General features: G+C 64.4%; 24 protein-coding genes and 1 tRNA gene. 4 read left to right on the top strand and 21 right to left on the bottom strand.

Annotated features, from left to right (window positions below; translation table 11 throughout):
• Window positions 1-32 precede the first annotated feature (32 nt).
• On the top strand, window positions 33-827 hold the full coding sequence (locus NOM55_RS08565; RefSeq protein ID WP_255908241.1) for a transglutaminase family protein: 795 nt from the start codon (window positions 33-35) through the stop codon (window positions 825-827).
• Window positions 824-1,570, top strand: a complete 747-nt coding sequence (locus tag NOM55_RS08560; RefSeq protein WP_255908240.1) for a proteasome-type protease — start codon at window positions 824-826, stop codon at window positions 1,568-1,570. Before NOM55_RS08565 ends, NOM55_RS08560 begins: the two co-directional genes overlap by 4 nt.
• A 15-nt stretch (window positions 1,571-1,585) precedes the next feature.
• On the opposite strand, the gene NOM55_RS08555 is transcribed toward NOM55_RS08560, so the two are convergent.
• The 10 genes from NOM55_RS08555 to NOM55_RS08510 form a co-directional block, all read right to left on the bottom strand.
• Window positions 1,586-2,335, bottom strand: coding sequence for an endonuclease/exonuclease/phosphatase family protein (locus tag NOM55_RS08555; RefSeq protein ID WP_255908239.1), 750 nt, complete (start codon window positions 2,333-2,335; stop codon window positions 1,586-1,588).
• Window positions 2,317-6,582 (bottom strand): ATP-binding protein, encoded by a 4,266-nt coding sequence (locus tag NOM55_RS08550; RefSeq protein WP_255908238.1) that lies wholly within the window; start codon window positions 6,580-6,582, stop codon window positions 2,317-2,319. The genes NOM55_RS08555 and NOM55_RS08550 overlap by 19 nt, the downstream gene beginning before the upstream one ends.
• Before the next feature lie 17 nt (window positions 6,583-6,599).
• Window positions 6,600-7,334: a response regulator gene (locus tag NOM55_RS08545; RefSeq protein ID WP_255908237.1), complete on the bottom strand. Its 735-nt coding sequence runs from the start codon at window positions 7,332-7,334 to the stop codon at window positions 6,600-6,602.
• A gap of 94 nt (window positions 7,335-7,428) precedes the next feature.
• Window positions 7,429-7,890 (bottom strand): dihydroneopterin triphosphate diphosphatase, encoded by a 462-nt coding sequence (gene nudB / locus NOM55_RS08540; RefSeq protein ID WP_255908236.1) that lies wholly within the window; start codon window positions 7,888-7,890, stop codon window positions 7,429-7,431.
• On the bottom strand, window positions 7,887-8,507 hold the full coding sequence (locus NOM55_RS08535; protein ID WP_255908235.1) for a response regulator transcription factor: 621 nt from the start codon (window positions 8,505-8,507) through the stop codon (window positions 7,887-7,889). The genes nudB and NOM55_RS08535 overlap by 4 nt, the downstream gene beginning before the upstream one ends.
• Window positions 8,504-9,832, bottom strand: a complete 1,329-nt coding sequence (locus tag NOM55_RS08530; RefSeq protein ID WP_255908234.1) for a mechanosensitive ion channel family protein — start codon at window positions 9,830-9,832, stop codon at window positions 8,504-8,506. The genes NOM55_RS08535 and NOM55_RS08530 overlap by 4 nt, the downstream gene beginning before the upstream one ends.
• Complete coding sequence (gene lolD / locus NOM55_RS08525; protein WP_120811498.1) at window positions 9,829-10,527, bottom strand: lipoprotein-releasing ABC transporter ATP-binding protein LolD; 699 nt, start codon at window positions 10,525-10,527, stop codon at window positions 9,829-9,831. The genes NOM55_RS08530 and lolD overlap by 4 nt, the downstream gene beginning before the upstream one ends.
• Complete coding sequence (locus tag NOM55_RS08520; RefSeq protein WP_255908233.1) at window positions 10,520-11,767, bottom strand: lipoprotein-releasing ABC transporter permease subunit; 1,248 nt, start codon at window positions 11,765-11,767, stop codon at window positions 10,520-10,522. Before NOM55_RS08520 ends, lolD begins: the two co-directional genes overlap by 8 nt.
• A 25-nt stretch (window positions 11,768-11,792) precedes the next feature.
• The gene (locus tag NOM55_RS08515) at window positions 11,793-12,005 is read right to left on the bottom strand and encodes a hypothetical protein (protein ID WP_047967896.1); all 213 of its coding nucleotides are present in this window, start codon (window positions 12,003-12,005) and stop codon (window positions 11,793-11,795) included.
• Window positions 12,006-12,101: 96 nt separating this feature from the next.
• Window positions 12,102-12,836: a C40 family peptidase gene (locus NOM55_RS08510; RefSeq protein ID WP_255908232.1), complete on the bottom strand. Its 735-nt coding sequence runs from the start codon at window positions 12,834-12,836 to the stop codon at window positions 12,102-12,104.
• Between the two features lie 129 nt (window positions 12,837-12,965).
• Between NOM55_RS08510 and NOM55_RS08505 the strand changes: the two genes are divergently transcribed.
• Window positions 12,966-14,624: an AarF/UbiB family protein gene (locus NOM55_RS08505; protein ID WP_308446532.1), complete on the top strand. Its 1,659-nt coding sequence runs from the start codon at window positions 12,966-12,968 to the stop codon at window positions 14,622-14,624.
• A 108-nt stretch (window positions 14,625-14,732) separates the two neighbouring features.
• Entirely contained in the window at window positions 14,733-15,065 is a 333-nt protein-coding gene (locus NOM55_RS08500) for a DUF2325 domain-containing protein (protein ID WP_047967893.1), read from the top strand.
• A 69-nt stretch (window positions 15,066-15,134) separates the two neighbouring features.
• Here NOM55_RS08500 and NOM55_RS08495 read toward each other — a convergent pair whose 3' ends face one another.
• From NOM55_RS08495 to infC, 11 genes are all read right to left on the bottom strand, one after another.
• Window positions 15,135-16,934 (bottom strand): methyl-accepting chemotaxis protein, encoded by a 1,800-nt coding sequence (locus NOM55_RS08495; protein WP_047967892.1) that lies wholly within the window; start codon window positions 16,932-16,934, stop codon window positions 15,135-15,137.
• A 97-nt stretch (window positions 16,935-17,031) separates the two neighbouring features.
• The gene (locus tag NOM55_RS08490) at window positions 17,032-17,625 is read right to left on the bottom strand and encodes a methyltransferase domain-containing protein (RefSeq protein WP_255908230.1); all 594 of its coding nucleotides are present in this window, start codon (window positions 17,623-17,625) and stop codon (window positions 17,032-17,034) included.
• Window positions 17,626-17,711: 86 nt separating this feature from the next.
• Complete coding sequence (locus NOM55_RS08485; RefSeq protein ID WP_255908229.1) at window positions 17,712-18,116, bottom strand: DUF1289 domain-containing protein; 405 nt, start codon at window positions 18,114-18,116, stop codon at window positions 17,712-17,714.
• A 92-nt stretch (window positions 18,117-18,208) separates the two neighbouring features.
• Window positions 18,209-18,285, bottom strand: a tRNA-Pro gene (locus tag NOM55_RS08480).
• Between the two features lie 28 nt (window positions 18,286-18,313).
• On the bottom strand, window positions 18,314-18,661 hold the full coding sequence (locus tag NOM55_RS08475; RefSeq protein WP_047967889.1) for a MerR family transcriptional regulator: 348 nt from the start codon (window positions 18,659-18,661) through the stop codon (window positions 18,314-18,316).
• A complete protein-coding gene (locus NOM55_RS08470) occupies window positions 18,642-18,944 on the bottom strand; it encodes an integration host factor subunit alpha (protein WP_047967888.1) in 303 nt (100 codons plus the stop codon). Before NOM55_RS08470 ends, NOM55_RS08475 begins: the two co-directional genes overlap by 20 nt.
• A 65-nt stretch (window positions 18,945-19,009) precedes the next feature.
• Entirely contained in the window at window positions 19,010-21,370 is a 2,361-nt protein-coding gene (gene pheT / locus NOM55_RS08465) for a phenylalanine--tRNA ligase subunit beta (RefSeq protein WP_255908228.1), read from the bottom strand.
• 18 nt (window positions 21,371-21,388) lie between these two features.
• The gene (gene pheS, locus NOM55_RS08460; RefSeq protein ID WP_255908227.1) at window positions 21,389-22,375 is read right to left on the bottom strand and encodes a phenylalanine--tRNA ligase subunit alpha; all 987 of its coding nucleotides are present in this window, start codon (window positions 22,373-22,375) and stop codon (window positions 21,389-21,391) included.
• Between the two features lie 116 nt (window positions 22,376-22,491).
• Window positions 22,492-22,848, bottom strand: a complete 357-nt coding sequence (gene rplT, locus NOM55_RS08455; protein WP_047967885.1) for a 50S ribosomal protein L20 — start codon at window positions 22,846-22,848, stop codon at window positions 22,492-22,494.
• A gap of 11 nt (window positions 22,849-22,859) precedes the next feature.
• The gene (gene rpmI / locus NOM55_RS08450; protein ID WP_047967884.1) at window positions 22,860-23,057 is read right to left on the bottom strand and encodes a 50S ribosomal protein L35; all 198 of its coding nucleotides are present in this window, start codon (window positions 23,055-23,057) and stop codon (window positions 22,860-22,862) included.
• A gap of 153 nt (window positions 23,058-23,210) precedes the next feature.
• Complete coding sequence (gene infC, locus NOM55_RS08445; protein WP_082133798.1) at window positions 23,211-23,735, bottom strand: translation initiation factor IF-3; 525 nt, start codon at window positions 23,733-23,735, stop codon at window positions 23,211-23,213.
• Between the last annotated feature and the right edge of the window lie 14 nt (window positions 23,736-23,749).

Genomic DNA, 23,749 nt, shown 5'->3' with positions numbered 1-23,749 from the left:
TCGCGAGCCGGTACTTACCCACAGGAGGCAGCATGCAACTCACCATCGCCCATGAAACCGTGTACCGCTACGACGCGACCGTCAGCCACAGCACCCAGTACCTGCGCCTGACGCCGCCGCAAAACCGCCACCAGCGCATCATCAGCTGGCAGCTGGAGCTGCCGGTGGCGGCCAGCGAAAGCACCGACGCCTACGGCAACATCCTGCACGTGCTCACCCTGGACACGCCGCACAGCGAGATCCGCCTGCGCGCGCACGGCGTGGTGGAAACCTGTGACGACTGCGAAGATGGCGCCGAGGCGCTGCCGGCGGCGGTGTTCCTGCGCGGCAGCGCGCTGACCGAGCCGGACGACGCCATCCGCGCCCTGGCCACAGGCCACGCCGACGCCATTGCGGCCAACCCCGAGAGCGGTCTGACCGCGCTGATGCTGGCGGTGGCCGACGCCATGCCCTACACCAGCGGCGCCACCCAGGCGGAAACCAGCGCCGCGCAGGCCTTGGCGCTGGGCGCCGGCGTGTGCCAGGACCACAGCCACGTGTTCATCGCCGCCTGCCGCAGCCTGGGGCTGCCGGCGCGCTATGTCAGCGGCTACCTGCTGACCGATCGCGACGCCCACGTCGCCAGCCATGCCTGGGCCGAGGTGTACGCCGCCGGGCGCTGGCTGGGCTTCGACATCAGCAACCGCCAGCAGCCGGACCGCCACCACCTGAAGCTGGCGGTGGGGCTGGACTACACCGACGCCAGCCCGGTACGCGGCGTGCGCCGCGGCGGCGGCAGCGAGGCGCTGCAGGCGCACGCGCGGGTAACGGAGGCGGATCAGCAATGACTTACTGTGTCGGCATGGTGCTGGACGAGGGGCTGATCTTCGCTTCCGATTCGCGCACCAATGCGGGGGTGGACCACGTCGCCACCTTCCGCAAGATGAACGTGATCGCGCTGCCGGGCGAGCGGCAGATCGTGCTGCTGAACGCCGGCAACCTGGCCACCACCCAGAGCGTGGTCAGCCTGCTGAAAAGCCGGCTCAGCCACGATGCGGCCAACCTTTACACGGTGACCAGCCTGTACCAAGCGGCGGAGCTGGTGGGCAGCACGGTGCGCGAGGTGATCGCCCGCGATGGCGACGGCCAGACCCAGTCGCAAGGGGTGGACTACGGCTGCAGCTTCCTGGTCGGCGGGCAGATCAGGGGCGAGCCGCCGCGGCTGTTCCAGGTCTATCCGCAGGGCAATTTCATCGAGGCCACGGCGGACACGCCTTACCTGCAGATCGGCGAAGCCAAGTACGGCAAGCCGATCATCGACCGGGTGATCCGCCACGACACGCCGCTGGCGCAGGCGATCAAGTGCACGCTGATCTCGTTCGATTCCACCATCCGCTCCAACCTGTCGGTGGGGCTGCCCATCGACCTGTTGTGGCAGCAGCGCGATGATTTCGACTTCGCGCCGCGCCACCGCGTCACCGAAGACGACCCCTACTTTCTGGCGTTGCGCCAGGGCTGGGGCGAAGGGCTGCGCAGCGTGTTCGGCCAGCTGCCGGACGCGCTGTGGTTCAAGCACGGCGACACCGAGTAAGGCCGCGTCGCCGGCTCAGGACGCCAGCGACAGGCTGGCGAACAGCGGCAGGTGATCGGACAGGTGCGACCAGGGTTGGCCGCGACACACCGCCACCTGGTTGACGTGCAGGCCGCGCACGTAGATGCGGTCCAGCGGCAGCAGCGGCAACCGCGCCGGGAAGGTGCGCGCGTGCTGGCCCTGCTGCTGCACGAACACTTCCTGCAGGCCGCAGCCGCGCCCCAGCCAGCTGTCGGCCTCGCCGCGCCAGTCGTTGAAATCGCCGGCCAGAATCAGCGGCATGCCGGCCGGCACATGCTGCTGGATATAGTGCTGCAGCGTCAGGTACTGGCGGCGGCGGTCACGCGCCAGCAGGTTGAGGTGGGCACAGAGGCAGGCCACCGCTTGCGGCCAACCTTCCGGCTGGATCACGGTGTGCAGGATGCCGCGCCGCTCCAGCCGGTTGACCGAGATGTCGTGATTGGCGGCCAGCTGCTGCGGAAAACGTGACAACACCGCATTGCCGTGGTGGCCGTGGTCGTAGCGCACATTCATGCCATAGCTGGCGGAATGGGTCAGCGCCGCGGCCAGGAAGTCGTGCTGCGGCCAGCCGGCATGGTGCTGCTCGCGCCCGGCATGACGGCCCTGCACCTCCTGCAGGAACAGCACGTCGGCGGACAGCTGCTGCAGTGCGCTGGCGATTTCCTGCATGTGGGAACGGCGGTTGAACGGCGACATCCCCTTGTGCAGGTTGAAGGTCACCACGCTCAGGCGCTTGCTTGGCACGAGGCCTGCTCCTCCAGCCAGGCGGCCACTGCCGCCTGTGCTGCATTGAACTGCTGCCATAGGGCCGGGATCGCCGCCAGCTCGGCGGCACGTCCCGCCTTTTCCAGTGCTTCGGCCGCATCGCCCAGCGCCATGGCGCCGACCATGCGGCTGGCGCCCTTGATACGGTGCGCCGACCAGGCGATCTGCACCGCGTCGCCGGCGGCCACCGCCCGCGCCAGGGCGGCGACGTCCTCGTCGTTGCCCTGCATGAACTCATCCAGAATCGCCTGCTCCACCGACCAGTCACCGGCGCTGTACATCGCCAGCGCCTGACGGTCGACCGCCGCCGCCGGCGTGGCCGCGACTACCGCCGTTGCCAGCGGCGCGGGAGTCAGGGCAACGTCGCCCAGCCACTTGTGCAGCATGTCCTTCAGCGCCGCCAACCCCAGCGGCTTGCTGAGAAAATCGTCCATGCCGGCGGCACGGGTCTTGTCCAGTTCTTCCTTCGCCACGTTAGCGGTGCAGGCGATGATCGGCACCGGCGCGCGGCCCTGGGCCGCCTCCTGGCTGCGGATCGCCTGCGCCAGCGCGTAACCGTCCATCTGCGGCATGTGGCAATCGGTCAGCACCAGCGAGAAGGTCTGCTGCTGCCACAGGCTCAGCGCCATCAGCCCGTCCACCGCCGTCACCACCGGGTAGCCGAGCAGCTCGAACTGCTTGACGGTCAGCTTGCGGTTGATTGAATTGTCTTCCACAAACAGCACCGGCGCCATGTCGCGCATCAAACCCGCGGTCGCGGCCACGATGGCGGCGTGGTCCAGCTCGCTCGCCAGCGGCAGCTCGGCGGCGTCGCACAAGGGGAAACGGATCTCCAGCGAGGCGACGGTGCCACTGCCCGGCTCGCTGTCCATCGCCACCACCCCGCCCATCAGCTCGGACAGGCGCCGGCAGATGGTCAGCCCGAGACCGGTGCCGCCAAAGCGGCGCGCGGTGCTGCTTTCCGCCTGGGTGAACGGCTCGAACAGCCGTGCCAGCTGCTGGCGGTCGATACCGATGCCGGTATCGGCCACCTCGAAGCGCAGCCACTGCTCGCTGGCACTGCTCTCCAGGCAGCGCACGCGCAGCGTCACCTGCCCCTGCTGCGTGAATTTCAGCGCATTGCTGCAGAAGTTCTGCAGGATCTGGCGCAGGCGCAGCGGATCGAAGCGCAGTGCCGGCGCCACCTGCTCGTCGATGTCGAGCAGGAACCACAGCTGCTTGCGCTGCGCCAGCTCCGTGTACAGGTGATGCACGCGCTGCATCAGCGCACGCACCGACGCCGGCTCGGGGATGATCTCCAGCTTGCCGGCCTCGATCTTGGAAAAGTCCAGAATGTCGTCGATCAGGCGCAGCAGGGTGTGCGCCGACTCCTGCACCGTATCCACCGCGTCGCGCTGCGCCTCGTCCAGCGTCGTCAGCGACAGCAGCTCCAGCATGCCCAGCACGCCGTTCATCGGAGTGCGGATCTCGTGGCTCATCGCGGCAAGGAAGGCGCTCTTGGCACGGCTGGCGGCGTTGGCCGCATCGCGCGCCAGCAGCAGGTCGGCCTGCTGCTGTTTCAGCGCGCTGATGTCGGTCAGCACGCACACCGCGCCGCCGTCCGGCACCCGCCGCGACGCCTGCTGCAGCCAGCGCTCGTTCCAGCGCAGCTCGAACGACGACGCCTCGCGGCCGTAGCGCGCCAGCCGCTCCACGAACCAGCTGTGTTCCTCGTAGCCCGGCTCCGGCTGCTCGCCGGCGATCAGGCTGGCACGCAGCACGCTGGCAAAAGACTGCCCCTTCAGCGTTTCCGGCGTGCTGCCGGCACCGGCCAGACGGGCAAAGTGGCTGTTGCAGCGCACCAGCCGGTCGCCGGCGTCGAACAGTGCGAAGGCGTCATCCAGCGAGTCGATCGCCAGCTCCAGCTGCTGGCGCGACTCGGCAGCGGCATCGCGCGCGCGCAGCACGCCCTCCTCCGCCTCGCGCCGGCCGGTGATGTCGAAACAGGCGAGGATCACGCCGTCCTCGGCCATGCCGGGGAACAGCAGCTGGCCGGCGAACAGCACCCAGATCGGCTTGCCGCTGACCTGCACGCATTCGATCTCGATATTGAGGTGGCGGTCATGGTGGCGCACCTCTTCCAGCCGGCCCTGCAGCTGCTGCCACGCCTCGTCGCTACCGAGCAGCTCGCGCAGCGGTACGCCCTGCAGCCCGTCCTCGCGGGTGCCGAACAGCGCTTCGCCGGCGCGGTTGGCACGCACGATGTGGTAGTTGTTGTCCAGCCGCATCAAGCCGACCGGCGACGCGCTGTAGATCGCCTCTTCCAGCTGCAGCACTTCGCGCAGGTTGCGTTCGCTGGCCCGGCGGCGGTCTTCCTCGGCATAGAAGCTGACGATGCTGCCGCAAGCGCCGAGCAGCGGCTGCAATGCCTGGTAGTGGGCCTCGGCAATCGAGTCGATGGCGATGCCGGCCACCATCACCGTGCGGCTGTCGATCTGGATCGGCAGGAAGGTCCAGCCATCCTCGGAGATGGTTTGCTGCAGCTGCCCCTGTTGCAGGGCGACCGCCAGCGGCAGCTGACGGAAGCGCTCCACCCACGGCGGCTCCTTGCTGTTGCCCAGCCGCGCCTGGATGCGGAACGACGCCGACTTGTCGCGCGACGCCTCCAGCGACAGCACCAGGCCCTCGGCGACGCCGAAGTAGTCGAGCAGGATGCGCAGCACCTCGCGGAATACCGTCTGCCGCGGGCTGCGGGCAAACAGCAGGCTCTCCACGCGCTGGATCGCCGACAAGAGCTGCATGCTGCGCGCCAGCGACTGCTCGGCGATGGTGCGCTGGTGCTCGTCGCGGATGATCAGCAGCCGGCGGCTGTGGCGGCCGTCGCGGCCGTCCACCAGCGGGCTGACGGTAATCGCGGCAAAGAAGCGGCTGCCATCGTGCCGGCGGCCGCTGCCGGCGCGCGACACGTCGAAGCGGCCCTCGTCATCCAGCCAGTCGGCGTCGGCACCGTCGACGCTGAGGATGTCGTCCAGCGACAGCCCCTGCAACGCCGCCAGCGGCAAGCCGAACATCTTCTCGGCGCCGTAGTTGGCCACCTCGATGCGGTGGTTGGCATTGACGGTCAGGATCGCGTCCGCCGCCGCATCCAGCACCCGCTGCATGCGCTGCAGCGGGCGCAGGATGCGGTAGCGCATGCGCAGCAGCAGGTAGGCGTACAGCAGCAGCGCCAGCACCGCGAAGGAGATGTTCAGCGCCAGGCTTTGCGCGTAGCGCTGCTGCTGCTCGTCGACACGGTTGGCCGCGGCGCGGGTCAGCTCGGCAAAGAAGACGCCCAGATTGCGGTTGACCTGTTGCGCGGCCGTCTTGTACTCGTGCGCGGAAGCCGGCGCGACGCGGCCCTGCTCCAGCGCCAGCAGCTGCCGGTCGGCGCTCTGGTGCAGCAGCCAGGTCTGGGTCGCCAGCGCCGCCAGCTGCTGGCGCAGCGTGGCATCACCGAGATAACCGGTGTTGTAGCGCAACGACTCCAGCAGCAGCAAGGCGCGCTCGCGGCTGCGCAGCAGTTCGTATTCGTCGGTGGAATTGAGCTTGCGCGCCAGCTGCGCGCGAATGATCAGCGCGTTGCCTTCCTGCTCCAGCGAGCGGCTCAGCTGCCACAGCTGGTACTTGGTTTCCGCCAGCCGGTTCAGGCGGTCGTCGGCGCCGTCAGACAGCAGGAAAGCGTCCAGGCGCAACACCTTGTCGATGGCATCCTGCCAGGTGCCGACCGACAGCTTCCAGCCGAAGATGGCATTCTCGTCGAACAGCACCGGCCGCCGCGCCAGCACCTTGTCCACTTCCTGTCGCCGCTGGCGCAGGTGCGGCTGCCGGTCCTGCAATTGCAGCAGCGCGGCATTGCTGTCGTCGGCCAGCGGCCGCGACAGCCGCCGCAGCGCGATCTGCAGGCGCTGGTCGGTGGCGGTGCGCGCCAGCTGCAGCTCGGCGCTTTCACGGCGGCTGGCCGGGCGTGTCAGCGCCAGCAGGCCGAGCTGCAGCTGGTTTTCGCGGTTGATGGCCGAGGCCAGCAGGAAGATGTCAAGGTTGGCCGCATTGAGCGTGGCGTGCTGGCTGGCCTGGCGGTAGTTGTACACGCCGGAGCGGATCAGCAGGCCGGAGGCCACCAGCTGCAACGAGCCGAGGATCACCACGATCAGGATCACCGCCTGGCCGATACCGGCGGTTTGCTGCTGCAGCTGGCCTTGCTTGCTCATGGCGGACCTCGCGTGGCTCAGGCGGTCGGGGGCGGTGACGTGATGTCGCTGTCCGGCTCGCAGCTGATCTCGATATCGTCGACGCCGAAGCGCTCCGGAAACTGCCGCAGCACGCGCAGCTGCGTCTTGGTGATCTCGCTGCCGCGCTGCAACAGCAGCTGCCCGGTCTTGTTGTATAGATCACGCGCCAGCCGGCTTCCCGGTTTCACCGCGCCCAGGCCTAGGCGCTGCATCGGCTTGTCGTTCTCGTCCAGCAGCAGCGACGCCTGCGTCACCAGCTCGCCGAACACGTGGCGGTCGAAGGCGGTGCCGGTGGCCACCTTGTAGTAGGAGAACGGGTCGATGTCCGGCCGTGGCCGCGTCAGCGCCAGGCGCAGGGTTTTTTCCATGTCGGCCGGTTTGGGCGGCTTGATGATAAAACCGTCGGCGTGCAGCTGCGCGGCAACGACGATATTGCTCTTTTCCGGATGGCCGGACAGGAACACGAACGGCAGATTGGGCGGATTGTTGGTCCGGCCGCAGCGCAGGTCTTTCAGCACGTCGAGGCCGTTCATCGGCTCCATCTGCACATCGCACAGCACGATGTCGATCGGCTTGGCTTCCAGCGTGCGCTTGGCGAAGGAGCCGTCCACCGCCTGCGACAGGTTTTCCGGCGCAAAGCCCATGGTACGCAGCGCCTGCGTCACCAGCGTGCGCACCAGCATCTGGTCATCGACGATCAGCGCCCGCAGCCGGGAGAAGTCAACAGTCATGACTTGGCCTTGCCTTTATATTGGTTGGTACGCTTCATGATGGCGAGTGGCGGCAAGACCGGCAAGGATTTTATGCAAAATACTTGAGAATGATTCAGCCATCTTCAGCATTTGCCAGCCGTTGCCCCAACGCGCGGATCGCCGCGGCATTGGACGGCGAGAACACCTTGTCGGCCGCCTGCGACCACGGCAGCCAGCACCAGGCCAGATGCTCGGCGGCGGCCAGTTGCACCGCGCACGGTGCCGGCAACTGCAGGCTGAACACGTGCTCGGTGTTGTGCGTCACTCCCGGCGCGTAGCGGTGGCGCCAGTGCGGGTAGATCTCGTACACGTTCTGCTGCTGCCAGTCGCTCAGCGCAAGCTTGGCCGCATCGATGCCGGTTTCCTCGAACACCTCGCGCCGCGCGGTGTCGCACAGGCGCTCGTCGCCTTCGCGGCTGCCAGTCACCGATTGCCAGAAGCCGGGACGGTCGGCGCGTTCGATCAGCAGCACCTGGCCGTCGGCGCTGTGGATCACCACCAGCACCGATACCGGCTGCTTCGGCGCCTTGCTCATGGCTTGCCCGCCGCGCCGGCCAAGCTGGCGATCAGGCCCGCCAGTTCCACCGCCGACTTGACGCCCATCTTGTCGAATACCCGCGCGCGGTGCACTTCCACCGTCTTCATGCTGATGTGCAGCGCCTCGGCGATCTGCTTGTTGAGCAGGCCGGCCAGCACCAGCTGCATCACTTCCTTTTCGCGTTCGGTCAGCGTCGCCAGCGTCTGGTGCAGCCGCGATTCGCGCTGGTGCTGCTCGCGCGCGACGTGGTCCTGCTGCAGGCAGTGCTCGACCTGCGCCAGCAGGCGCTGGTCGTCGAACGGTTTTTCCAGGAAATCGACCACCCCCAGCTTGAACGCGGCCACCGCGTGCGGCACGTCGCCGTGGCCGGTCAGCATCACCACCGGCGGGCAGTACGCCCATGCGGCCAAGGTTTGCAGCAGCACGATGCCGCTCATGCCGGACAGGCGCAGGTCGACGATCAGGCAGTTGAAGGCGGTATTGTCCGGCGCGGCGAGAAAGGCCTCGGCGCTGTCAAAACCGGTGACGCGCAGGGTGTCGCTTTCCAGCAGCCACAGCAGCGATTGCCGTACCGCGGCATCGTCATCAATGACGGCAAGTGTCTGGCAGCTCATGCGTTGGCCTCGACCGGTGATGGCACCACCGCCTGGTTGACCACCCGCAACTCGCGTTGCGGATACGGGATCTGCACATGGTGCTGCTTGAACAGCTGCCAGATGCGCAGGTTGATGTCGGAACGCAGACCGGCGATGCCGTTTTCCGGGTCCTTCACCCACAGCCCGATTTCCAGATTGATGCCGGACTCGGCAAAGGCGGTGACGAAGGCGTTCGGCGCCGGCTCGGTCATCACCCGCGGGTGTTCGGCAGCCTCGCGCAGCAGGCGCTGCGCCAGTTCCAGATCGGTGTCGTAGGCAACCTGGATCGGCATGCTGATCCAGATCTGCTTGTCGGTATAGGACTGGTTGATCACGGTATTGGCGATCAGCGCCTCGTTCGGCACCAGCACCTCGCTGCCGTCCAGCCCCTTCAGCACCACGTAGCGCGCAGTGATCTTGCTGACGTAGCCGACGCGGCCGTCAACCATCAGCCGGTCGCCGATGCGGATGGAGCGGTCGAGCAGGATGATGAAGCCGGACACGTAGTTGCTGGCGATTTTCTGCAAGCCGAAGCCGAGACCGACACCCAGCGCGCCGCCGAATACCGACAGCACGGTAAGGTCGATGCCGACGATCGGCAGCGCCACCATCACCGCGCCGATGATCAGCAGCGTGCGCGCCAGCTTGCTGATCACGAAGCGCAGGTTCATGTCGATGTCGCCGAGCTTCATCACCCGCTTCTCGATCAGCTTGCTGACCCACAGCGCGCCGACCAGGATCACCGACACCCACAACAGCGCCGACAGGATCATCAGCAGGTTCAGCTCGTTCTTGCCGACACGGAAGCGCACCGACTCCAGCCAGCTCAGCGCCAGCGTATCGATGCCGGTCACCCACGCGGCAAAGGCCAGCCACAGCAGCATCGCCAGCAGGTGTTCCGAGTGGCGCTCCACCTTGCCCTCCGGCAGCGCGTGACGCACGATGGCGGTCAGCACCCGGATCAGCGACAGCCAGAACAGCAGCGTCGCCGACAGCATCAGGATCACCGACGACTGTCCCTGCAGCAGCTGCCAGCCCAGCGCCAGGGCCTGGGTCAGCAACTGCGCCGACAGCGGATACACCAGCCGGTACAGCAGGTATTTGCCGAACGACCACTCCTGCGCCTGCGCGGTCTGGAAATAGCGGCGGTACAGCTGCCGCGCCCACAGCCAGGCGCACAGCAAAGCGGCGACGCCGACCAGCAGTTCCTGCCAGCCGGTTTCGCCCTGGATCACCTGGCCCAGCCGGTGCAGGGTGACCCCCGGCGTCCAGCCGTCCAGCATGTCATTCACGGTATTGATCATGTTTCGTGCTCAAGGTTGGCCGCAACGCTCAGGCCTTGCGGCGTCAGGGTCAGCACCTTGCCGACGCGGTGTGCCAGCGCGTGATCATGGGTGACGATGATCAGGCTGGTGCCCAGCGTGCGGTTCAGTTCCAGCATCAGCTCGAACACCGCCTCGGCATTGGCGCGGTCAAGGTTGCCGGTCGGCTCGTCGGCCAGCAGGCAGGCCGGATTGGTCACCAGCGCGCGCGCCATCGCCGCGCGCTGTCGCTCGCCGCCGGACAGCTCACCCGGCTTGTGCTGCAGCCGCGCGCCGAGACCGACGCGCGCCAGCATCGCCTGCGCCGCCGCCGCCGCTTCGTGACGCGGCGTGCGCCGGATCAACAGCGGCATCATCACGTTTTCCAGCGCGCTGAATTCCGGCAGCAGGTGGTGGAACTGGTAGACAAAGCCGAGGCTCCGGTTGCGCAGTTCGCCCAGCTTCTGCTCGGACAGGCTGCCGATCGCCTGCCCCATCAGCAGCACCTCGCCGCTGGTCGGGCGGTCCAGCCCGCCCAGCAGATGCAGCAGCGTGCTCTTGCCGGAGCCGGAGGCGCCGACGATGGCCAGGCGCTCGCCTTGCTGCACCGACAGGTTGATACCGGCGAGCACGCTGACGTCGAGCTCGCCCTCGCGGTAGACACGCCCCAGATCGCGGCAGGACAGGACTTCACTCATAACGCAGTGCCTCCGCCGGGCGGGTACGCGCCGCGCGCCAGCTTGGATACAGCGTTGCCAGCAACGACAACACCAGGGAAATGACGGCAATGGTGACCACGTCCGACAGCTGCACCTCGGACGGCAGGTAGTCGATCAGGTACACCTCGCTGGACAGCAGGCGCATGCCGAGCACGCTTTCGATCGCCGGCAGGATCACGTCCAGGTTGAAGGCCAGCAGCAGGCCGCCGGCAACCCCGCTGAGGGTGCCGAGCACGCCGGCCACCGAGCCCTGGATCATGAAAATCTGCATGATGCTGGCCGGGCTGGCGCCCAGGGTACGCAGGATGGCGATGTCGGCCTGCTTGTCGGTAACCACCATCACCAGCGTCGACACCAGGTTGAACGCCGCCACCGCGACGATCAGCGTCAGGATGATGAACATCATGCGTTTCTCGATCTGCACCGCGCGGAAGTAGTTGCTGTTCATGTCGGTCCAGTCGCTGGCCACCTGGTTGGCCGCCAGCTGGCCGTTCAGCGCCGCCTTGACCTGCGGCGCCTGCAGCGGGTCGTCCAGCTTCAGGCGCACGCCGGACACGTCCTGCCCCATGCGGAACAGCACCTGCGCGTCGCGCAGGTGGATCATCGCCAGCGACGAGTCGTACTCGAACATGCCGATCTTGAACACGCCGGTGACGGTGAACTGCTTCAGGCGCGGCATCATGCCGGCGGGGGTGACATTGCCTTGCGGCGTGATCAGCGTCACCTTGTCGCCCACCTCCACCCCCAGCGCCCGCGCCAGCTCGTAACCGAGCAGGATGCCGAACTTGCCCGGCTGCAGGTCGGTCAGCTTGCCGCGCTGCATCTGCTGGCCGAGGTCGATAACCTTGTCTTCCTGCTGCGGCACGATGCCGCGCACCATGGCGCCGCGGACCGAGCCGCCGCTGGACAACAGGCCCTGTGCATTGACGTAGGGCGCGGCGGCCAGCACGTGCGGCTGCTGCGTCAGGTTTGCGGCCAACTTTGGCCAGCCGGCGACGCGGCCGTCGTAGCTGCCAACCTCGACGTGCGACACCACCGACAACATGCGGCCGCGGATCTCTTGCTGGAAGCCGTTCATCACCGACAGCACCACGATCAGCGCGGCCACCCCCAGCGCGATGCCCAGCACCGACATCAGCGAGATGAAGGAAATAAAACCGTTACGACGCCGCGCGCGCAGGTAGCGCAGCCCGACAAACATCTCGAAAGGAAAAGACATCGATACCTTGCTCAGAATTGGGGGCTCAGGATTGGTAGGGGTTTTCCAGGCGCTGCATCATGTCCACCAGGAACGCGCGCACCTGCTGTTCATCGCAGCCCATCAGGATGGCGTCCTCGAACGCGTCCTGCGCCATCTGGCCCAGTTCCTGCAGATTTTCTGTCATCACCTTGATCTTCTCGGTGCAGGACACCACGCTGCCGTCCGGGGCATACCAGGTGGGAAGTTGCAAACTCATGACCGTTTTACCTTGCTGAAAAAGCCTGCAGCCCGCAATCCGGGCTGCAAGCTAAAAAGGGAATGGATAGTCACCATCCCGAAATGTTCCGTCCGTTCAGTCCGGTTTTTTCTTTTTGCGCGGGTTCTGCTCGCTTTTCTTGCGGCTGGCGGTCTTGCGCTCCGCCTCCTGCTCGCGCGCCGCCTTACGCCGTTCGGCGCGGGTACTGCTCCTGCCCTTCTTCTCCGCTACCGGCTTGTCGGCCGACTTCTTGTCGGTAGTTTTTTTCTCGGCCACTTTCTTCTCGGCCAGCTTTTTCTCCGCTGGCGGCCTGTCGGCCGCGCGCGCCGTCACCGGCTCTTTCCACTCGCTACCGCCACGGTTCACCCGCCGGGCGCCGTTGAAGCGCTGCGACCAGTAGCTGTTGGCCATGTTGACCACCTCCACCGACTTGCCGGTGCGGGGCGAATGGATGAACTTGTTGCCGCCCAGATAGAGGCCGACGTGGGAATACTGGAAACCGCGCGTGTTGTAAAACACCAGGTCACCCGGCGCCAGCTCGTCGCGCTCGATCACGCGACCGGCGCGCGCCATCTCGGCCGAAGTGCGCGGCAGGTTGACGCGCAGGGACTTGCGGAATACGTACTGGATGAAACCGGAACAGTCGAGGCCGGTTTCCGGACTGCTGCCGCCAAAACGGTAGGCCACACCCATCAGGCTCATCGCCTGCAGCAGCAGGTCACCCACGGCTTCTTCGCCAGGCGCGGCAAACTGGGCAATCGGATCGGCGAAAATACCCAGATTCGGCTTGTTGCCCACCCCGGATTCCGGTTCGGCATGGGCAAACGACATAAATCCGGCCAAAATGATGGCAAACAGGTGAAGATGCAATTTCATAGGCTTGCACTGTAGCGAAGCGAACCGGCACTGTAAAGCCGTCATAACGGGTCAGAAAAAATGCTCAGAGAAACATTGATAGCCATGCGCGACTTGCCCCGCCTGCGCGAAATCAGCGCGGTGCTGTTCAAGCACGGACTGGGTGAATTCGTGCAGCGCTTGCGACTGCCGGCGGCGGTGGAAAAGGCCGGCGAGTGGTTCAACCTGCGCCTGCCGGACAGCGCCGACGCCATCCCCGCTCCCATCCGCGTCCGCCTCGCCTTCGAGGAACTGGGCCCTACCTTCATCAAGCTGGGCCAGATCCTGTCTACCCGCGTCGACCTGTTCGCGCCGGAATGGATCAATGAATTCGAAAAGCTGCAAAATACCGTGCCGCCGATACCGGAGGCACTGCTGGCGCCCTACCTGCAACAAGTGCTGGGCGAGGCGCCGGAGACGCTGTTCGCCCGCTTCGACATGGTGCCGATCGGTTCGGCCTCCATCGCGCAGGTACACCGCGCCACGCTGCACGACGGCAGCGAGGTGGTGGTCAAGCTGCGCCGCCCCGGCATCGTGCAGAAAGTCGATGCCGACTTGCGCATCCTGGAGCATCTGGCCCATCTGATCGAGCTGGAGTTCCCCGACGCGCGCCGTTTCATGCCATCCGACATCGTGGCGCAGTTTGCCCGCTCGCTGAAGCGCGAGCTGGATCTGGCCGCCGAAGCCCGCAATATGGAGCGTTTTGCCCGCGACTTTGCCGAGGATCCCTATATCCGCATTCCCAAGGTGTACTGGGAGTACACCCGTGCCGACGTGAACGTGCAGGACTTCATCGACGGTTTCAGCGCCTCGCCGGTCAGCGCGCTGCCGGCGGCAGGGCTGGATCCGTCGCTGCTGGCGCGACGCGGCGCCGACGCGGTGCTGAAGATGATCCTGCTCAACGGCTATTTCCACGCCGACCCGCACCCCGGCAACGTCATCTTCCTGCCGGAAGACCGCATCGCCTTCATCGACTTCGGCATGGTTGGCCGCCTGTCGCACCGTCGCCGCGACGAGATCGTCGACCTGCTGGCGGCGATGGCGCAGCGCGACGAGCACGCGATGATGGGGGTACTGATAGGCTGGACCGGCAGCGTGCCGGTGGACGAGGAGCAGTTTGCCGAGGACATCGGCGAGATTTTCTTCCAGTACGATCACGTGGTGCTGAAAGACCTCAACATGTCGCAGCTGATCAACGACCTGATGGCGCTGATCCGCAACCACGGCATCCTGCTGCCGGCGGACATGGCGATGCTGTTCAAGGCGCTGATCACGCTGGAGGGGCTGGGCCGGCAGCTGGAGCCGCAATTCCAGCTGGTGGAACACCTCACCCCGTTCGTGCGCAAGCTGATCATCGAACGCTACCGTCCGGAGGCACTGCTCAAGCGCGGCCGCGAAACGCTGAGCGACGGCTTCGCCATGCTGGCCAGCCTGCCGCGCGACATCATCCGCATCGGCCGCGACATCAAGCACGGCAAGTTCCGCATCAATCTCGACCTGAAGCGGCTGGAGCAGTTCGGCCACCAGCTGGACAAGAGCGTCAACCGGCTGACGATGGGCATCGTCACCGGCTGCCTGATCATTGGCTCCTCAATCGTGATGACGGTGGATGGCGGGCCGACCCTGTTCGGCTTGCCGCTGTTCGGCTTTCTCGGCTTCATGGTGGCGTTCTTCAACAGCCTGTGGCTGATCTGGTCGATCTGGCTGGCCGGCAAGGAGTTCTAGGCTACTGCTTTGGCATAAATGCAACGGAAGCGCCGGCCATGCAACTTTGATTTGCATTTGCAAATGAGAATAAATATCATTGTTAAAAATACAGTGAAAGGTCTCATCATGAATGCAATGCTGGTCGGCGCCGATACACTGGGCAATATTCCTGGCGTACTGGACAACTTCGGTATTTCCATCAACAAGCACCTCAGCGGGCGCAACAGCTCGCACCAGCGCAAGGTGGATCGCCTGCCGGCAGGCACCGACCTGCTGATCCTGTTCACCGACTTCCTCGGCCACAACGTGATGAAGCACTTCCGCCAGCTGGCCAACGAGGAGAACATCCGTTTCATCGCCTGCCGTCGCTCAGTGTGCTCGCTGAAGCAATCGCTGGAGTGTGTCGGCCTGTCCGAGCGCTGCGCCAGCTGTCCCAACGCCTGCCACCGCAAGCACTAGGCCCGGAATACGCAGCCAAACAAAACGCCCGGATAGTCACGATCCGGGCGTTTTGTCATGGGCTGTGTGTCAGTCCGCCTGCAGCAGCGCCGACGGGTCGAAACCGACGCGGATCGCGCCCCAGTGCCGGCCGGCGAGCCGGATCGGCAACGCAATCTCCGACAGGATCTCGCCGGTGTCGCGCATATAGGTCTGCAACAGGAACGGCTGGGTATTCTTCGCCGACTTGATGCCGGTCGGATCGTTGAAGATGCGCTTGTCGCGGCTGCCGACCAGATCCTGCTGCAGGTCGCCGGTCAGCGGCTTGGAATAGAAGCTGTTGTGCGTCGGCGCATAACCGTTGGTATCGACCAGCAGGCAGAAACGGCCGCCATTGGTCTTTTGCACCACCTGATCGTAGATCTTCTGCAATGCCGGTGCCAGCTTGTCGTCGTAGGCGGTATGGAATTTCGCCGGATTGGAGCCGGGAATCGGCTGGTAGCGCTGGTCAAAGATGTTGAGGCCCTCGCCCTGCGCCCGCTCCAGCATTTCCGCCAGGTTATCGCGGGCGTGCCGGGCAACGCCGATCACCGCATCCAGCTCGCCCTCGCCGATCACGAAGCGCGACACCAGCTCCTGCACCTGCTCCGCCGCCACCGACAGCTTCACCGACACGTCTTCCGACTGCGCCAGGTGCGTGGACACCACCGTGCTCAGGCCGTGGATTTCCGAGACATTGCGGTTGACCTGCAGGTTGGTGCCGGCAAACAGCTCCATGGTGCCGGCGATTTCGGTCAGACCGCTGGCCATGTTTTCAAAATCGCTCATCATGCGGCCGAAGTGCTGCGAGGAACGATTGACCACGTCCAGCGCCTGCGCGGTATCGGTATTGATGCGCGCGGTCGCCTCCTGGGTATGCGACACCAGATTGAGCATGCCGTCGATATTGCCGGAGATTTCCTCGGTCGCTACCCGCACCCGCTCCGCCAGCTTGCGCACCTCGTCGGCCACCACCGCAAAACCGCGACCGGATTCGCCGGCGCGTGCCGCTTCGATCGCCGCATTCAGCGCCAGCAGGTTGGTCTGTTCCGAGATGTCCTTGATCAGGTCGACAATGGTCTTGATGCTGGCCGAGCGGTTGTTCAGCTCCACCACGGTGGTGTTGAAGGCACCGACGCGGCCGCTGATCTCGCCTATCCGCGTCGCCGCGTCCTGCAGCTCCGCATAAGACTCGCGCGCCATCGCCAGGTTGCCGACGGTGGTGGTGGAAATCGACTGCGTTTCGGCCGACACCTGGTTGATGCCGGCGGTGGTCTTGTCGCTGGAGTCACGCACCTGGCTGGCCAGCTCCGCCTGCTGCTTGGCGCTGCTCAGCGACTCGCCGATGTTCTTGCGCGTGCGGGTGGAGTCCATGGCGATGCGGATGGTCATGATGCGCACATTGCTGATGATCTCGCGCATCTTCTTCAGGAATTCGTTATAGGACAGCGACAGATCGCGGATCTCGTCGTAGGTGATGGTCGGGATCTCGCGTGACAGGTCGCCCTCGCCGGCACCGATCTCGCGGAAGATGGCGATGATCATCTGCAATGGCCGCACGATCAGGAAGCGCAGATACCAGACCATGAAGGCGATGAACACCAGCGACACGCACCAGATGGCGAACGACCAGATCATGGTCTTGTCCAGCAGCGAGAAGATCTGCTGGCGGATCGGCTCGGTCAGCTCCTGACCACCGACCAGCTGGCGGATGTCATCCAGTGCCAGGTAAACGTAGGCAATCAGGATCAATTGAAACAGGCTGATAAAGAAAAAGCTGCACAGTTTCTTGGTCAGCGAGTTCCAGAACGATTTTTCCATCAGGTAATAAGTCCGCCAGAACCAATTCATCCTTCATGTCTCCTGTTGCTAGCACGCGTGCCTATCTGCACTTATTGTCGGTCGTTTTTACACTGTTTCTGTAGAAAAATACAGCGGCCATCTTAAATCAAATGACCGTCGTCAAGTGTGCATCGGATCGCTGCCAGCACAGCCAATACTCGTCCGGCGCGAACACCGGCAAGGAGCCGCTCACCGGGGTTTGCTGGTGCAGGGTGAACCAGGGCTGGAACAGTGCCTGCAGCCGGGCAAGCTCGGCGCCGAAGGGCGGGCCTTTCAAGGTTGGCCGCAAGAAGAAGTAGCCGGCGAGATAGCCGCCCGGCTTCACCAGCCGCGCCATTTTCTCGGCATAGGCCGGCCAGCGCGGTGGCGGCAACGCGCACAGGAAGGCGCGCTCGTACACCCAGTCCCAGCTGCCGTCGACCTCGTCACTGAAAAAATCGGCCTGCCGCACCAGTGACGCCAGCGGTCCGAGCTGCTCCCGCGCCCGCGCCACCGCCTCGGCACTGAAGTCGATCGCGGCCACCTGCAAGCCCTGGCGCTGCAGGTAGGCGACCTCATAGCCGCTGCCGCAACCGGGCAGCAACACCGAATGCGCCAGCGGCAGCAGCGGCTGCACCAGCGCGGCGAACCCGGCCGGCAGCTGGCCGCTCTCCCACGGTGTCACCTGCTGCTGGTAACGGCTATCCCAGAATGAACTCAAGCTGCTGTCCTGCGCCATGCGGCATCCCCCTGCTCCCGATCGAGTCGCTATCTTGCCGCCGATCGGCAGGCGAAGACAAGGAACGCTCAGTTCAACGGCGCGCAGTCGGCATCAAACAGGCAGTCCCAGAACAGGCGCAGCCAGTCGTCGCGGTATACCGGCAGCAGATAGCTGCGGCCGTCGTGAGTCAGCAGCGGCACATAGCCGCGACCCTGCCGTTGCTGCGGCCAACCCAGGGTGACCAGCAGCGACGGCGTCAGCGCCAGCCTGGCCTGCTGCTGCGCCGGCTGGATCGCCTGCAGCCGGCCACCGCTCTGCATCGCCATCTGCAGCCAGACCTTGCGCCGTGACAGCTGCGCCTGGATGGCGGCACGCTGGCCATCATCAAGCGCCAGCCAGTTGGAGACCTCGGCAAAACTCCGGCCGCAGCCGAAGCAGACCTCGTCGCCAACGGCGGTGGAGCAGACTCCGATACACGGCGTGGCGATCATGATGGCGGCTCCCGGTGACTGAGACGGAGAAAGCGATATTGAGAACAAATGATAAAGGCCACTTGCAAGCAAGTGGCCTTCGAATGATTTTTTGGTCGGAGTGAAAGGATTCGAACCTTCGACCCCTTGCACCCCATGCAAGTGCGCTACCGGGCTGCGCCACACTCCGACTCAAGGCAAAAATTATAAACAGTTATTCAGTCTTTGCCAAGGCTCAGATCCAGCCAGTCCAGGATGGCCTGCAGCTCCTTGCGCACTTCGCCGGCGGTAGCCGGTGCCGGCTGATCGCCTTCCAGGCGCTGACGGGCACCATGCAGCGTAAAACCGTCGTCGTAGAGCAGGGAACGGATGCGACGCACCAGCAAGACCTCGCGGTGCTGGTAGTAGCGACGGTTGCCGCGGCGCTTGACGTTGCGCAGCTCGGAAAACTCCTGCTCCCAATAGCGCAGTACATGCTGCTTGACGCCGGTCAGCTCGCTGACTTCACCGATGGTGAAATAGCGTTTGGCCGGAATGGCAGGAAGCTCAGCCTTGGGTATTTGCATGATGTTGTTCAACCATTCCCTTGAGTTTCTGACTTGCATGGAAAGTTACCACGCGTCGGGCGGTGATGGGAATCTCTTCGCCGGTTTTCGGGTTACGCCCCGGGCGCTGCGGCTTGTCGCGCAACTGGAAATTACCGAAACCTGACAGCTTGACGCTGGTGCCCGTTTCCAGGGTGGAGCGGATTTCTTCAAAGAACGACTCCACCATGTCCTTGGCTTCGCGCTTGTTCAGGCCCACCTTGTCGAACAACAGATCGGCCAACTCGGCTTTGGTCAAAGTCATGACAATTCCTCACTACAACATCAGATAAAACGCCACCCGCCCGGCGGGTGGCCAACAGGGATGGATCAGGCGCGCAGTACGGCACCGGCGCCTTCGGCGGCCGCCAGCATCGCGGCCACCGCTTGCTCGACTTCATCGTCGACCAAGGTGCGGTCGGCCGCCTGCAACACGATGCGGAACGCCAGGCTCTTCTTGCCCTCGTCCACGCCCTTGCCGCGGTAGAGGTCGAACAGCGCCAGCTCGCGCACAGACTCAGGCGCGACCGCCAGCATCGCCTGCTGCAGCGTGGCGGCGCTCACCTCTTCCGCCACCACCAGCGCCAGGTCACGGCGTACCGGCTGGAACTTGCTGACCGGCGCCAGCTTGACGCGGCCAACCTGTTCGGCGGCGCAGGCCGCCAGCTCGAACAGCACCGGTGCGTTGGTCAGGCCGTAAGCCTGTACCCACTGCGGGTGCAGCTCGCCCAGCACGCCAACCACGGCGCCATCCAGCAGCACCTCGGCACAACGGCCAGGGTGGAAGGCCGGATGGGCGGCCTTGCGGTATTCGGCGACGCGCGGATACAGCAGCGCCTCGACGTCAGCCTTGATGTCGTAGAAATCGACGCGTTCGGCCTTGCTGCCCCACTGTTCGTCGACACGGCTACCGTGCGCCAGGCCGGCGACCACTTCCGGCTGCTGCACGCTGCCGTCGGCTTGTTTGTGGAACACGCGGGCGATCTCGAACACGCGCACGCGGCTGTGCTTGCGGTTAAGGTTGGCCGCAAGGGTGTCCACCAGACCGCCAATCAGGCTGGAGCGCATCACGCTCATCTGGCTGGCAATCGGGTTGATCAGGCGTACCGGGTTGGTATTGCCGGCGAAATCGCGCTCCCACTTCTCTTCCACGAAGGCGTAGCTGACGATCTCCTGGAAATCGCGGCCGGCCAGCAGGCGGCGTACTTCACTGCGCACGCGCAGGCCTTCCGGCTGCGGCAGCATGGTTTGCGCGGCGACCGGGGCGTTGGCCGGAATATTGTCGTAGCCGTAGACGCGGGCAATTTCCTCGATCAGGTCTTCCTCGATCGCGATATCGAAGCGGAAGCTTGGCGCGCTGACCACGAAACCGTCGGCATTCTGCTCGAACGACAGGCCGAGTCGGGTGAAGATGGCGGCGATCTCGTCTGCGGCCAAGGTGATGCCCAGTACCTTGGCCACGCGGGCGGTCCGCACCGCCACGCTGGCGCGTGCCGGCAGCGCCGACACGGTTTCGGTCAGCGGGCCAGGCTCGCCACCGCAGATGTCCAGCACCAGCGCGGTGGCGCGCTCGATGGCTTCGGTCTGCAGCGCGAAATCCACGCCACGCTCGTAGCGGTAGCTGGAGTCGGAGCCGAAGCCCAGTGCGCGCGCCTTGCCGGCGATGGCTTCCGGCTGGAAGAAGGCGCTTTCCAGGAAGATGTCGCGGCTGGCGGTGGTCACGCCGCTGTCGAGGCCGCCCATGATGCCGGCGATGGCCAGCGGCTTGGCGGCATCGGCGATCACCATCAGCTCCGGCGTCAGCTCGATTTCTTTTTCGTTCAGGCACACCAGCTTCTCGCCGGCGGCGGCCATGCGCACGGTGATGCCGCCGTCGATCTTGTCCAGATCAAACGCGTGCATCGGCTGGCCCTGCTCCAGCAGGATGTAGTTGGTGATGTCGACGATGGCGGAGATGGAACGCAGGCCGGAACGCTCGAGGCGGCGCTTCATCCAGTCCGGCGTCGGCGCGGCGGCGTTCACGTTCTTCAGCACGCGGCCAACGTAGCGGCCGCACGGTGCGTTATCGGCAATGCTGACCGTCAGCTTGCTGTCGGTTTGCGGTGCCACCGCGGCAATGTCCCAGGCCGTCAGCGCGCTGCCGGTCAGTGCCGCCACTTCGCGGGCGATACCGCGCACCGACAGGCAGTCGGCACGGTTCGGCGTGATTTTCAGCGTGAAGAGGCTGTCATCCAGACCCAGATAGTCGCGGATGTTCTGGCCGACCGGTGCATCGGCCGGCAGCAGCATCAGGCCGTCGACCTCGTCCGGCACCCCCAGCTCCTTGCCGGAACACAGCATGCCGCCGGATTCCACGCCACGCATCTTGGTCGGCTTGATCCGGAAGTCGCCCGGCAGGATGGCGCCCGGCAGTGCGCAGGGTACTTTCACGCCCACGGCCACGTTCGGCGCGCCGCACACGATCTGCACCAGCTCGCCGGTACCGACATCGACCTTGGTCACGCGCAGGCGGTCGGCGTTCTCGTGCTTTTCACATTCTTTCACTTCGCCAATCACCACGCCGCTGAAAGCGGGGGCGGCGGCGTTGACTTCTTCCACTTCCAGGCCGGCCATGGTCAGCAGGTAGGACAGCTGGTCGGTGCTCAGCGACGGGTTAACGCGGCTGCGCAGCCATTGTTCGGAAAATTGCATGATGAGTCTCCGTCGCGATCAGTTGAATTGTTTCAGGAACGTCAGATCGTTCTCGAAGAACAAACGCAGGTCGTTCACGCCGTAACGCAGCATGGCAAAGCGGTCGAGGCCGATACCGAAGGCGAAGCCGGTGTATTTTTCCGGGTCGATGCCGACATTGCGCAGCACGTTCGGGTGCACCATGCCACTACCGCCGACTTCCAGCCAGCGCCCCTGCTCGTCCAGCACGTCGATCTCGGCCGAGGTCTCGGTGAACGGGAAGAAGGACGGACGGAAGCGCACCTGCATGTCGTCACGCTCGAAGAAGCGGCGCAGGAACTCGGTGATGGTGGCCTTCAGGTCGGCGAAGCTCACGTTCTGGTCGATCCACAGGCCTTCCATCTGGTGGAACATCGGCGAGTGGGTAGCGTCGGAATCCACGCGGTACACGCGGCCCGGGGCCACGATCTTGATCGGCGGCTGGTTATCCAGCATGTAGCGCACCTGGATCGGACTGGTATGGGTACGCAGCACGTCGCCGCCTTCGACATAGAAGGTGTCCTGCATCGCACGCGCCGGGTGGTTTTCCGGAATGTTCAGCGCCTGGAAGTTGTGGAAGTCGCTTTCGATTTCCGGACCGTCGGCCACTTCAAAGCCCATGGTGGCAAACAGGCCGGTGATACGCTCCAGCGTCAGCGTCACCGGGTGCAGGCCGGCCGGCGAGATGCCACGGCCCGGCAGAGTCACATCCAGCGACTCTGCGGCCAACTGTGCGGCCAGCTTGGCGGCATTGAAGCCGTCGCGCACTTCGTTAAGACGGGTCTCGAACGCCTGCTTGGCGGCGTTGATGGTTGCGCCGGCACTCTTGCGCTCTTCGGGCGACAGTTTGCCCAGCTGCTTCAGCAGCTCGGTCAGGGCACCGCTTTTACCAAGATAGCGGGCCTTGACCTGTTCCAGTTCAACGAGATCGGCAGCAGCATCGAGTGCCGCCAGACCTTCCTTGAGAATCACGTCAACATTGCTCATGGGTCGCACCAGTATGCGTAAGAAAACTGACCGGAACGGGGCGCGCTCGAGTCAGCCATCTTGGGGAAGATCGAAAAAAAAGGGAGGCATCAGCCTCCCTTTTTAGTATCCAGCGCTTAAGCGAGGGCGGCTTTTGCTTTTTCAACGATTTGAGCAAATGCCGGCTTATCGAACACGGCCAGATCGGCCAGGACCTTACGGTCGATTTCGATCAGCGCTTTCTTCAGGCCGTTCATGAACTTGCTGTACGGCAGGCCGTTTTCACGCGAAGCGGCGTTGATACGAGCAATCCACAGTTGACGGAACTGACGCTTTTTCTGGCGACGGTCGCGGTAGGCGTACTGACCGGCTTTCATCACCGCCTGTTTGGCGATGCGATAGACGTTCTTCCGGCGGCCGCGATAGCCTTTCGCCAGAGCTAAGATTTTCTTGTGACGAGCACGTGCGGTTACACCGCGTTTTACGCGTGGCATGAATTATCTCCTTAAGCGTAGGGCATCATTTTGCGAACGGAAGCCATGTTGGTGCTATCTACCATGGCAGTACCGCGCAATTGACGTTTGGTTTTGGTGGTTTTCTTGGTCAGGATATGACGCTTGAACGCCATAGAGCGCTTGACACCACCGTTGCCCAATACTTTGAGACGCTTCTTCGCGCTCGACTTGGTTTTCATTTTCGGCATGGAATGCTCCTGCTGAATTTTCGTTAGATTAGACCCAGGGTGGCCAAAGGCACTTAAAACCACTGCGTCACGCTTTTGCTGCAGGCCGTTACCGGCCTACAAAATCAACACGGCAGGCGAGCCTGCCGTGAAGAAGTCGATGATTATACCCGATTATTTCTTTTTCGGGGCAATCATCATGACCATTTGGCGGCCTTCCAGTCGCGGGAACTGCTCGACCGTACCCACTTCCGCCAAATCGGCTTCCACGCGCTTGAGCAGCGCGAGACCGATATCCTGGTGAGCCATCTCACGACCACGGAAACGCAGGGTTACCTTGGCTTTGTCACCTTCAGTGAGGAAGCGGATCAGGTTACGCAGCTTGACGTTGTAGTCGCCATCGTCAGTACCCGGACGGAACTTGATTTCCTTGATCTGGATCTGCTTCTGCTTCTGCTTCGCTTCGTGGCGCTTCTTGGACTGCTCGTACTTGTACTTGCCGTAGTCCATCAGCTTGACCACCGGCGGCTGGGCCGTCGGCGAAATTTCCACCAGATCAACGTCGCGTTCTTCCGCCAGCGCCAGACCTTCACGCAGACTGACGATACCGAGCTGCTCGCCTTCTTCTCCTACCAGACGGATCTCGCGGGCGGTAATTTCGCCATTGATCCGTGGTTCGCGTTCCTGAGCTATAGCCAATACTCCTGTAGTTT

Origin of the sequence: Vogesella sp. AC12 (genome assembly GCF_024437575.1) — a bacterium.
GTDB lineage: Bacteria > Pseudomonadota > Gammaproteobacteria > Burkholderiales > Chromobacteriaceae > Vogesella > Vogesella indigofera.
The sequence above is the reverse complement of the archived record's forward strand: the minus strand, read 5'-3'. Positions and strand labels throughout refer to the sequence as shown.